At 29.4% G+C, this 12,170-nt stretch carries 8 protein-coding genes and 1 pseudogene; 2 read left to right on the top strand and 7 right to left on the bottom strand.

The window, feature by feature from the left end; genetic code table 11:
• From ACQKCJ_RS24220 to ACQKCJ_RS24250, 7 genes are all read right to left on the bottom strand, one after another.
• On the bottom strand, positions 1-1,217 hold a 1,217-nt coding region (locus ACQKCJ_RS24220), incomplete at its 3' end, for a cysteine peptidase family C39 domain-containing protein (RefSeq protein ID WP_427403105.1).
• Between the two features lie 32 nt (positions 1,218-1,249).
• Positions 1,250-4,096: a thiopeptide-type bacteriocin biosynthesis protein gene (locus ACQKCJ_RS24225; RefSeq protein WP_427403106.1), complete on the bottom strand. Its 2,847-nt coding sequence runs from the start codon at positions 4,094-4,096 to the stop codon at positions 1,250-1,252.
• Between the two features lie 30 nt (positions 4,097-4,126).
• Entirely contained in the window at positions 4,127-5,284 is a 1,158-nt protein-coding gene (locus ACQKCJ_RS24230) for a lanthionine synthetase LanC family protein (protein WP_271335146.1), read from the bottom strand.
• A 35-nt stretch (positions 5,285-5,319) separates the two neighbouring features.
• On the bottom strand, positions 5,320-6,981 hold the full coding sequence (locus ACQKCJ_RS24235; RefSeq protein WP_427403107.1) for a S41 family peptidase: 1,662 nt from the start codon (positions 6,979-6,981) through the stop codon (positions 5,320-5,322).
• Between the two features lie 178 nt (positions 6,982-7,159).
• A complete protein-coding gene (locus ACQKCJ_RS24240; protein ID WP_427403108.1) occupies positions 7,160-8,821 on the bottom strand; it encodes a S41 family peptidase in 1,662 nt (553 codons plus the stop codon).
• A 150-nt stretch (positions 8,822-8,971) separates the two neighbouring features.
• Positions 8,972-9,124 (bottom strand): hypothetical protein, encoded by a 153-nt coding sequence (locus ACQKCJ_RS24245; protein WP_348079641.1) that lies wholly within the window; start codon positions 9,122-9,124, stop codon positions 8,972-8,974.
• 208 nt (positions 9,125-9,332) lie between these two features.
• The gene (locus tag ACQKCJ_RS24250; protein ID WP_271335150.1) at positions 9,333-9,485 is read right to left on the bottom strand and encodes a hypothetical protein; all 153 of its coding nucleotides are present in this window, start codon (positions 9,483-9,485) and stop codon (positions 9,333-9,335) included.
• Between the two features lie 607 nt (positions 9,486-10,092).
• On the opposite strand from ACQKCJ_RS24250, the gene ACQKCJ_RS24255 reads away from it, so the two are divergent.
• Together ACQKCJ_RS24255 and ACQKCJ_RS24260 are read left to right on the top strand one after the other, a co-directional pair.
• Positions 10,093-11,304, top strand: a complete 1,212-nt coding sequence (locus ACQKCJ_RS24255; RefSeq protein WP_427403109.1) for a DUF6625 family protein — start codon at positions 10,093-10,095, stop codon at positions 11,302-11,304.
• A gap of 623 nt (positions 11,305-11,927) precedes the next feature.
• Positions 11,928-12,170, top strand: a pseudogene (locus ACQKCJ_RS24260) (IS5/IS1182 family transposase); the annotation flags it as partial.

Genomic DNA, 12,170 nt, shown 5'->3' on the forward strand with positions numbered 1-12,170 from the left:
AGCTCATTGATTACAGAAGAACCTATCGTTTGTGTTTGTTCTAAAACCAATCCTTTTATAGAAACCCTGAACAATCTTGCCTGAACATACTCCCAGCCCCAGCGTTTTTGTTTTTCGGCATTATGGAGTTTAATTTCCTGCATTCCGTTAATAAGTTCCATTACTTTACTCTGTTCTTGGGAAACCTCAGCAAAGCGCTTATAATCCAGCACTTCTCTTCTTTTCAGAAATAAAGTAATCCATCCAAAGTAAAGTATGCTTCCTGCAAAAAACACAAAAAATATCTGCAGGTTGAAATAGGCTAAAACTCCTCCCATCACAAACATATTAATTACAGAAAACAGCACATTTAATGACGATGTTGTCAGGATTTTTTCGATTCTGCGATGATCATTTATGCGCTGCATGATATCTCCGGTCATTCTCACATCAAAAAACGAAATAGGAAGATTCATTAATTTAATGAAAAAATCAGAAATAAGCGAAATGTTTATTCTTGTAGAAAGATGTAATAATATCCAGCTTCTTATCAGTTCTAAGCCTGTTCTTCCGGCAAAGAGAAATAACTGAGCAAAAAGAATGAGATAAATAAAATGAATGTTTTGGTTTTGTATCCCAACATCAACAATACTTTGGGTTAAAAACGGAAAAATTAGCTGAATCAAACTACTCGCTAATAAACCAATACTAAGTTGTGTCAAAAATGATTTGTATCGCAATACATATTGTGATAGCAATTTAAAACCTAACCCTTTATTTTCTTCCTTATCAAATTCAGATTGGAAAAACTTGGGCGAAGCTTCCATCAATAATGCAATTCCTTCCTGAGTGGCATCATCGGCATTATTGCCTATCCAGAATTTAAGAAAATCCTGTTTGTTGTATTCAATTAAGCCAAAAGCGGGATCAGAAACATAATAAATATTTCTTTTTATTTTGTAAAGTACTACATAATGGTTTTTATTCCAATGTATAATACAAGGTAAAGGCGCTTCATTTAATCGTTTAAGATCCATTTTTGCACCAAGCGTCCTGAAGCCAATTTTCTCGGCGGCATCACTTAAAAAAAGCAAATTACTGCCTTCGCGAGTTGTTTCGCTGCTATCTCGCAAATCCTGAATGTTAATTGTTTTTCCGTAATGTTTCGATATAATTTTTAAACACGTTGGACCGCAATCTTTAAAATCGGCTTGTCTGTAATTGGTGAATTTTTTCAATTTTAAAATATGCAGGATTTTGTTAGATTATCTTATTTCTTATATTTAAGATGATTAAGGTAGCTTTTTGTTAAGTAATACATCTTGAATTCATTAAATCTTTGCTTTTGTTTAAAATGCCTATTCATGCTCATGTGTATTAATAACCATGCATAAGATGCCATGTCAGGCACTTTGGAACTATTTTTAGAAAACTTATTTTTTAAGGAATCATTATCTAAAAAATTGCCATAATCATATTTCTCAATTTCAAATTTCATTACAGCAAAATCTTTATTAAACTCTTTTCTTAACTCACCTGTAAGCTCAAACTCCTGAGAATAATTCTTTATAACATCCTCACAATTTTGTATCATATCATCTATGGAAAAATTTAAAAAAGCTAAATAATTTTTTATTTTTAGAATTGCAGTTATTTCAACAGTTTTTTCTTCTAAATCATTATCAAGAATACGCTGTAAAAGATCACGGCTGTCCAAATTAAAAACATCTTCCGAAAATTCCATCATTTCAAGACCTCCATATCGATATAATTCTTGCTCATATGGCAATATATGATATTTGCTGATAACATTTTTTGATTTTAATTTATGAATAATATTTATAATAAATTGTTTATTTTCTATCGACTTTGTTTTAAAACGTAATCTTAAGTGTCGATCTGGATTATTATAATTTACGAAGAAAAATTGATCTGTTTTATTTTTTGCAATAATTTCATTTTGAATAATTTTAAATATTTCAGGATCAGAGTGAACATTGCAAAATACTTCTAAATAAAGCCAGTGAGATACTACCGCAGCATTTTGAGAAGTGACTTTATTGATATGGACAGCCTCATAGTTGTTGTGTGGCCTCAAATAATGTGAGTTTTTAACACTGACAACTAATTCATGTGCAAAATTTTCATTACCTCTGCTAATCGAAGGATCAAAGCTTTCGTATAAACATTCTGAAATATAAAAAAATTTGTCTGTCTTTAATTTTTCTAACAAATAAGAAATGTTATCTTGATTATCCAGATCCAAAACAACCAGTCTTCGCTTATCTAGAATTGTTATCTTTTTTGCAAACGAATACTCTATTCTCTTTTTTAATAAGTAATCACTAAATCCCGATAAATCAAAATTAGTATCAATCAATAATATTTGTGCAGGCTGAAGTAAAATTCCCTTTTCAAGATATAATCTCGGAACATACGGAATAAAATTCCTGTATAAATTAAAATTAAAATTTACTCCATAAATTTCTTTGTTGTAGAATTCGTAGTCACAAAGAAAATTATAGGCATCTGAATCAAAAAGCATTTGATTGATTGCAGATCCTTTTTTTGGTAAAACTTCCTTTTGGTGCTGTTTTGAAATTAGTGAAATGTTTTTGCCATGAAGATGAATAAAAAGATCCGACAATAAAATAGGATTACCTGCTTCTGTATACGATGCATTGATAGGAATACAGTAATCATAACGCTGCTCTACAGGCGCAACATTTATACTTCTAAAACTGCCCACGCACTTAATGTCGGCAACAATTTTACTTTTATGAATCTCTTTTTCGTAATTCACAATATCCTCACATGCATCTTTTGTAATATCACTAAATCTCGAAATTAAGTTCAGAGCAGATGGATCTCCCATGCCTAGTACATATATAATTGATTCTCCTGACTTTTTGCAAATTAAAGTTTCTAAAATTACATTAAACGTCACAGGTAATTTAGAGGCTTTTATGTCTATATTATCGCTGACAGGCAGATTTAAAAATAGCTCGCTGTTATCAGAAGCTATAATTTTCAGGAGGATATCCTGATGGAGCTTCAATTCTTTTTCCTCTTTTAAAGCCCTGTAATTTATACCCGAATAAGGATTAAAAATATCATTTAAGGGTATGAAGCCGTCGTTATATTTCTCACTTAATTTAGCATTGAATTTGTTTAAATTATCATTTATAATAGTAGTTTGTGAATTATAATTTACGGTAAAGTCTATATATTTCTGTATTTTGCTCTGAATTTCAAAATCTAAACTCCCACCCTCTGTTTCAAAAGAATTAATGGCATAAAAATTTTTAGGCCTGTCATTCTCTTCAAAAAAATCATCTTGTTCTTTTATATAAGTTTTGATAAAATTTGTAAGTTCCTCTTTGGTTTCTATCAGATGTTCTTTCTTCTGCACCAAGCCAGAGAGATATGCAGCATATGGACTGTTCAGTTTACCCGCATATGACTCGTACAAAAAGAATTCTATAATCAGTCCTGTTTCAATAATCTCCAGTAAAAAAGTCTCAACTTCTTCAGTATCGAAACCTTGCGAGATAAGGTCTTCGATAACCAAATCCATTTTTTTAGGATACTTAAACTGATCTAACAGCCACTGCAAATCTTCGTCTACATCAAGTTCAGTATAGTTAAGTTCTATTTTATCATCCGCTTGATTTTTAGATTTATAAAAATTTAATTTTTCCTTATCCATAAAATAAACAGATGGATTAACACAATAATTTAAATGCTTCCAATTGTCAGATGGACCTTCATTTAATTTTGACGAAATAAAAAAATTGTCATATTTAACCAAAAAACGCAAAGAATCATTTTTAATAATATTGGTTTCAGTATCCCATTGCAGCGTACCAACACTGTTAAAAACACCAAAAGGAGTTGGATTAAAATGTGCTCGCAAAAAATAATTAGACAAAGATGCCTCTGTTTTTTGTGTCCTGTTTTTGCTTAGAGCATTGTATAAACTTCCCGAGGCAGTCAACAGACAAAGATTAAACAGCTCATTGTTCTCAAAGAAATCAGGCAGATCGTGTTTATTCAGGTCGTAGGATTGAATAGAAAAATTAGCAACCCGTTTAATAATGTTATTAAAAAAAATCATTTTTTGTATACTTTTTATAAATAATAATGACTAGTAAAGGTTGAAAGTCTCCAGCCATTTTGTATCCGCTTTTTTTTCCATAGTCAACAATGTCAATCCAATTCCTGCAGATCCCAGTAAAAGATTATTTTCTGCATGGTATCTTTGATTTAAATTGTCATAACAAAGAAATTCTTCAAAATTATTGGTCTGCTTTTGTAATATGACAAACCACTGCTCTATGGCCAAACTGTAATCGAGACTATATTTTTTAGCCGCTAAATAATACTGAATTAAAGCTCCGGCAGAACCATGGCAAAAACCGCTGTCATTAATTCCTGAATCTTCAAAACTTATTTTTGAACTGTTGTTCATCAATGAAATTGACTCGTTTACTAAATCATCATCGTTTAGAAAGACACCTGTATTATAAAGCGCATTTGAAATACCTAAATCACCCTGGCACCATGATAATCTAGAAGGGATAAATTCATTTGACTGCAATGAAAATATATTTGCAAAATACTGCTTAGATTCATTATCGTATTTTTTATAAGACATTAGAAAATCAACACAAATTCTTAAAGGTTTACGAATATCTATTTCCAATCCTTCAACATTTTTTTCCATGTAAATTAAAAAATTCAAATAACCTGCAACACCATGCGCAGCACCAAATGAATAATATTCTCCACGATTTTCTGATGATTTTACTAAAACATTTTTAAAATCTGCATTTATTTTCGAAATTAAATCGTGTGAAAAATGCTGTAAAACTTTAAAAATATTTTGGTTTTTACTTACCTTATATCTTTCTATAAAATACATCGATATACCCATTGACTCGTGCAAAAAATCAAAATTATTTGACTCATACAGCAACTTAAATTCTTCTAGTAAAATACCGTCGATAGTCTCAAAATACTCTTCATCTATATCAATACTTTTATTTTGAAGACGCAATAATGCTATCCCATATCCTGCAAACCCCGAGCAAAGGGAAACAGAATCAACTCCCTCTTCAATCAATTGGTTCGCTTTTTCTATAATTGCCAATAATTTATTTTCGTATTCCTCAATTGGATATGCTTGGTGCAGATAGTCGTAAAACAGTATCATTCCGGATAATCCAACATATAATCCAACACTATTATTTTGGTCAAAAGAACCCCAAATGTCCTTTTCAATTTTTATTATATTATCTTTCATTATTTGAAATGATATATTTTTTATTTAACAATGCCTTAAAAACCATACTTATTATTTACAAAAAGAATCGCTTTATCCAGCACTTCATCTTTTCCCTGCTGAATACCCAAAATTGTTGGTTTTACTTCAACGTCAATAGGTATGCCGATTCGCTGTGTTTCTTTTTTATTAGGATAAAAGACTCCTTGTGAAGTAAAGGATGAATTGAAATCTTTAATTATTGTAAACGAATAATTTGCACCATCTGCTCCAGATGTCTGACTGCCTATTATTGTAGTTTTCGGAGCTGTCTGGAAACTCATAACAGTATATTCTGCATGACTTAATGTTGTTTCATTTACCAATACAATGACTTCGCCTTTATAATAGTCACTATTTGTTTTACCGCATTTATCCATTTCATTTTTCCAAATAAAACGTCCGGGAAAACTTAAATCCTGAAAAATAAATTTTGATATATTCCTTGGCTCGGGATTTAAATAATCATTGATATATCGATGCGTCCCCTTTGGTCTGTTTCTCACATCAAAAATAATTGCTTTTGTATTTTTAAATTCTTCCATCATTATTTTGACATCGTCAACTTCTAGTTTACCCATGTTGACATAACCAATGTTGTTTTCCAAAAGCTTCCATTTAGGTTTCGAATTTATTTTTCTTTCAAAGCTCCCTGCCTCATAACGGTGAATTTTCTTTACACCAGACTTATTGTCTCTGATGTATTCAATTTCCAGTTCATCAGTATTTCCATTTAATGCTACCCAGCCGAGATTTGATAAAGCAGCCGGTTTATTAGAACCTTCAAGATATTTTTGAATCTCTTTTGTTATTTGAGGAATTGTCTTACCATTAATCTTAGTTATCAAATCGCCCACTTTTATATCGTCAATTTTCGCAACAGAATCGTTAACTAATTGTGTAACAATTATTTTTTTATCAATTATTTTTGTTCCAAAAGCAGGATATTTTTCTCCCCCTAAATAATTCATCATTTTCATATTGAAGGTCGCTGCATGACTATCATTTAATTTTACAGAAAGCTCACGCATTGCCATAGTAAAATCTTCTTCTGAATCTGGAGTGCTAATATGGGGTAAAATTTCAAGCAATGCATTATCCCAATTTTGATCCATTTGATATTTATACGGAAAGAAATATTCTACATAATTCCAATATCTAAATAATGCTAAAATGCGCAGATTTAGATTTTGCCATTGAAAATCGGGGTACTCGTTCTCGTTAGTAAATTTCAGGTGCACCTCTGCTTCCTCATTGTAAAGAACATAATAGTTTTGTCCCTGAAATCTATTGTCTGCTATAAATTGCAACTTTTCAGAAAGTTCTTTTGAAAAAAATTTATGTTTTGTAATCCAATCCAGGTTTAAGTTTTTATTAAAACAACTTGCTTTTTCATGTAATTCCAAAATTTTAGTGGCAGGCACAACTCCCTGACTAGAAATCCAACTTTCTAAAACTGCTGAAAATTCCTCCTTACTTTTGGCATTTACAATTTCTGGCAATACCTTAAAAAGCTGTTCGTCCCAATTTGTTTTACCACTTGCAATTACAGGATGGTAATACTTCAAAAAGCCCCAAACTTTACAAGTAGTAGCTAACTTTTCTATTTCACTAATTTTGGCATTACCCGATATTGTATACAGTAATACTATAAAAAGCAACAAAATCTTTTTTTTCATTGAGTAAATATTAATTTAATAATTTCTAGTAGGAGGAATTTTAAAAAAATGGTATTTCAAAAACCATCAATTATAATTTCTTAAAAGATTATACATCATTTGTCTTTTTTGAAAATAAGGGCGACATACTGTATTTAAAAGAAATCTTGATTAATTTTAATTACAAGAGGCCGTTCAATTATTTTTGAGCTTCAATAAATTCTAATGCCCGGTCCAAAATTTCATCTTTTCCTTCCTGAATTCCTTTGATAGTGGTTTTGACAGCAATATCTGGTATGATTCCAACTCTTTGAGTTTCATGTTTATCGGGATAATAAACCCCTATCCCAGTAAATCTTGTATAAAAAGCTTTAATTAAATCAAAATCACTTACATTTCCATCAGCTCCCGCAGTCTGGCTGCCAATAATAGTTGTATTATCAGCAGTCTTAAAGCACATCGCTGTCCATTCAGCCTGGCTCAAAGTCTCTTCATTTACTAATACGACAATTTTACCTTTGTAATTATCATTATTTTCTAAACCTGTTATTGATGGCTGGCTCCACTTATATCTGCCTGGATAAGTTAAATCTGGTTTGGTGTAAACAACAAATTCTTTTGGCTTGGAATTTAAGAAATTTGATATTTCCTTGTAAGTTCCATTGGGATAATTTCGAAGGTCGAAAATAATTGCTTTGGTCAGTTTTAATTTTTCAATCATTGAAGGAACATTTTTAATTTTTAAAAGCCCCATGTCAACGTATCCAATATTATTATTTAGAATTTTAAATTTTTCTTTTATTTCCGCATGTCTATATTCATTCCTGTGGGCATCATGAACTTGATACCAATTTATCATTTTACTTTTATACTGACCATCCTCTAAAAATTCTAATTTAACATTATCCGAATATCCAGATAAGATTGGCATCTCTAGATTTTTCAAATAAAAAGCTTCATTTGAACCATTAACAATCTCTTTGTTTTCAGATATAATTTCTTTGATGGTCTTATCATTAATCTTTGTAATAACATCTCCTACTTTTATATCATCTGCTTTGGCAAGACTATCACTCAAAATCTTTGTTACAATTATTTTATCATCGATAATTTTACATTTAGCAGGAAAGTAATTAATATTTTTTTTCTGCTCATCTTCTTTAATAGGATATTTATAAAATATAGCATGAGAGTCATTAAGTCTGACAGTTAATTTTTTCATCGCAGTGTAAAAATCATCTTCATTTTCGGCATTTATAAAAATAGGCACCATTTCCTCTAAAGTGGTATTCCAGTTTTTATCCATTAAATATTTATATGGAAAAAAATACTCCATTAAATTCCAATACATAAACAGTACCTGAAGCCTTGACTCTTTGCTATTTGGCTGAAAATTGGAATAATTCTCATTTTGCAGCAAAACATTTCCAGCATTAAATGTTGTAATGTAATATTGATCTCCCTGAAATCTGTTTTGTTCTATAAATTTTAATTTTACTGCCAAATTTTCAGAAAATAGTTTTTTATTTTTAATCCATGATAAATCAAAGTTTTTGTCAAAATATTGTACATCTTTGGGTAAAGCGATTGGAGTAGCTGCGGGCACTTCTCCTAAAGAGTCGATCCAGTTTTCAAGTACAAGCGAAAACTCATCTTTTGTTTTTGCCTGATAAATTTTTGGCAGCATTTCAAGAAGCTGTTTATCCCAATTAAAATCACCGTGAGCAACTTTTGGATGATAGTATTTTAAAAACCCCCAAACTTTACAGGTTGCTGCTAATTTTTGAGTTTCTGAAAAATTAGTCTGACTATGAATGCTTTGAGTAATTATCAGTATGATAATTAACAATATTTTTTTCATCTGATAATATCTTTTATTAAAAAGGAAATATGACAATCTCTGTAATTCACTAAAAAAAATCCCATATTCTCGATGTTTCTAACAATACTTAGCATATACGATGCTAAGTATTGACATAGCGAATCTTAAATTTAATTTTTAGTCTAAATATTAAAATTTCATAGTATAACACCACATTACGTACGAAGTTGAAAGACGATTACATTGATCAGAAGTTTCCAATCCATATCCGCCTTTTATACTTTTCTTTTCCGCATCGCTTAGTTTTACAACTTTCATGTTTTTTAAACTTAATTTTTTCATAGTTACATTACTTTTAAATAATTAATAAATGTTTGATTTTATTCATTTAAAATGAAATAAGCCGATAATCAGTTTTGCATGTCAGCATCATTCTGCTGAAAAAGTCAATACTTAGCATTTGGAATGCTAAGTATTGCTTTGGGTAAAGTAATATTGAATACTATTTATTCTCAAAAATGGTATAAATTATCCTTTAATTTAATTGGTATTAATGTACATTACACCATTGAACGTATGGCCCTGAAGTACGATTACATTGCTCAGATGTTTCCCAATTGACAGCATAACCACCTTTTATTGATTTTTTTTCCTGTTCAGTAAGTTTTACAACTTTCATGTTTTTTAGGCTTAATTTCTTCATGTTTAAATTTTTTTAATGTTAATAAAAATTTTTAATTAAAAATATCTCTAGATTTCTAAAAATCTCAGAAACTACGTGCACTTAGCTTTAATTTTTCAAAAATGTGTGAGATTATTTTGATCAAAAATATAATTATAAACCATAAAAAAAAATAATAATTCATTTTTTTTAGAAAAAAAATATATTTTATTTAATTTTTTATGATTAAAATTATATCTAAATTAAATATAACCTTAAATATTAAGTACCTATAAAAGAAAATTCTGATATTCATTTTAGTGTTATTTTCAAAACTTTTAAAAGAAATATTTTTAAATAGATTACAAAAAGACAAATACACTTATTTAAAAAATGCAGATTAAATCTTAAAAGTTAATAAAATGTTAATTTCTTACTCGCTATACAATTAAGTAATGATATTCGCACACGTTAATTCTATGCTGAAGTATCTTTATTTATTTATAGTTTTATAGTTTGTGGTATTTAAGATCATAAATTAATCAGTTTCATTTTAGCATTTAACTTATAACCATAATTATTAATAAATCAAGTCCATTTATTTTACTTAATGCGACAAATTATTTAATTCTTTTTTAATTTACATTTTATGACGAAAATTGCTTTAATTAATTGTTACATTGGTCCGTTTCCCTGGTTTTTTAATTTCTTTTTAAAATCTTGTGAATCCAATCCAACAATTGATTTCTTACTTTTCACAGATAATATTATAGATTACAAAACTCCTCATAACGTTAAGATTATTCCTATCACTCTTTCAGATTTTAATCAGTTATCTACTGCAAAATTAGGGTTTGAAATTGAAGTTGAGAAGCCTTACAAGCTTTGTGACTATAAACCTGCTTTTGGCGTAATATTTTCATCTTATCTGACTAAATATGATTTTTGGGGTATTACAGATTTAGATGTTATTTACGGTAGAATTAGAGAATTTATGACCGAGGAAGTATTCGAAGAATTTGATATTATATGCGTTAGACATGATTTTATAACTGCATGTTGTATGCTTTTTAGAAACAATGATTATATTAATAATTTGTTTAAAAAAAGTAAAGACTATCATTTGATTTTTACCTCGCAGAAAAATTACGCATTTGATGAGACTAATTTTGAGCAAGAATCAATTTTTGAAAAAGAAGATATTTTTTCAATTGATTGCGAAATTGAAAGCATGCAACATATAATTCTTAATGAAGAACGAGAAGGTAGACTAAAATCTCATTTTGACTTTTTACTTTGTGAAGGCACAGCAGGAGAATTATTATGGGATAATGGGTTGTTTAGCTACAAAGGAAAGCTTGAAATAATGTTATATCATCTGCTAAACTATAAAGGCAATATTTTCTCAAACAATACTATGAAGTGGGATCAGATTCCGGATGTCTTTTACATTGACAAGTATGACTTTCGCAAAAATAACTCATTCTTATCTCGTTTTAAAGCAAACTATACTGATAACTTGAGACCTAAAATTTGGAATTCTTTTAAAAGATTAGATGCTATTATCTCCATGAAAGTATTCAATAGAACTGTTAATTGTATTGAAGAGGGCGAGTATATGTATTACCTGAGTAAAATGAAAATTGTAATAACCAAAAATGGCCCAAAAGGAGAGAATTTTTTAAAATTTGCAAATTCAAAACATTCTCGACTTTATCAATTAACTTTTAATAAAAAATATTTTTTTGCTGAAAACTTACCATTTATTTTTAGATTAGAAGGTGATAAAGAAACTCATACTAGTTTTAATTTAATTTCCGATATAGGTTATGGAAATGTTTACAACAAAAAAGCAAATTAAGAGAGGAAATAAGTATTTAAGCTAAAAAACAAACTACTTGCAAGAAGATTTCTTTAAAGTTTTAATATATACTTCTACTTACAAATAAAGATTTCTAAGATTGTCCACATTTATTCTTGAGTTTTTAATTAAATTGAAAATACTTAGCAAAAATAATGATAAGTGTAGCGTTATTTCTAAAATTACTTACTGAATTTCTTTCACTGATAATTTCCTATAAAACTGTTGCGTTAGACAAAGATGAATTCTGATCCTGAAATGTCATCCCGAGGATTGTTCTCACAATGATTGTATCCTAAAGTAGCCGTTGATTCATCTTTTGGTGTTATTTTCCTTTAAATTTATATATTTTTTGATTACATATCAAGCTGATTAGAAATAAATTTCCTAATGAAAGTAAATGGTTGGTCTTTAGATGAACAATAGCTTAAATACTTGTTTAAAAATTAGATTGTAAAAGATTAATATCTGCGATCTATTCCAATTAAACAGAACCTAAATAAATTTATGGAAATAAGTGTTTAAAAAGTAGCTGTCTCAAAACTGAGTCAGCTACTTTATTTTAGTTTGTATTTTTATTAACAATTTTGTAAATTTAATCAGTGTTAAGTAACTGATTATATATGAGATTCAAACATTATAACCAACAACAAACGGTACTTTTGCCTTATTCGTTTGATGATTTAATTCCACAGGGACATCCGGTTCGAGTAGTTGATCAGATTGTCGAGTCAATAAATATCCAGCCTCTTTTACAAGCCTACAGTAAAGTAGATATTCCGACGAAAGTACCCCACGATTCCGCGACAATGGTCGCCACTTATTCCGACGCAAAGTACGCCAGTCAAATCGTCCTTTATCATCAC

Origin of the sequence: Flavobacterium sp. NPDC079362 (assembly GCF_050267765.1) — a bacterium.
Taxonomy (GTDB): domain Bacteria; phylum Bacteroidota; class Bacteroidia; order Flavobacteriales; family Flavobacteriaceae; genus Flavobacterium; species Flavobacterium azizsancarii.

What these genes read in the sequence shown, in the direction of transcription:
- ACQKCJ_RS24250 (WP_271335150.1), bottom strand. Translation starts at nt 9,485, where the DNA reads ATGAAGAAATTAAGCCTAAAAAACATGAAAGTTGTAAAACTTACTGAA.
- ACQKCJ_RS24225 (WP_427403106.1), bottom strand. Translation starts at nt 4,096, where the DNA reads ATGATTTTTTTTAATAACATTATTAAACGGGTTGCTAATTTTTCTATT.
- ACQKCJ_RS24230 (WP_271335146.1), bottom strand. Translation starts at nt 5,284, where the DNA reads ATGAAAGATAATATAATAAAAATTGAAAAGGACATTTGGGGTTCTTTT.
- ACQKCJ_RS24255 (WP_427403109.1), top strand. Translation starts at nt 10,093, where the DNA reads ATGACGAAAATTGCTTTAATTAATTGTTACATTGGTCCGTTTCCCTGG.
- ACQKCJ_RS24235 (WP_427403107.1), bottom strand. Translation starts at nt 6,981, where the DNA reads ATGAAAAAAAAGATTTTGTTGCTTTTTATAGTATTACTGTATACAATA.
- ACQKCJ_RS24240 (WP_427403108.1), bottom strand. Translation starts at nt 8,821, where the DNA reads ATGAAAAAAATATTGTTAATTATCATACTGATAATTACTCAAAGCATT.
- ACQKCJ_RS24245 (WP_348079641.1), bottom strand. Translation starts at nt 9,124, where the DNA reads ATGAAAAAATTAAGTTTAAAAAACATGAAAGTTGTAAAACTAAGCGAT.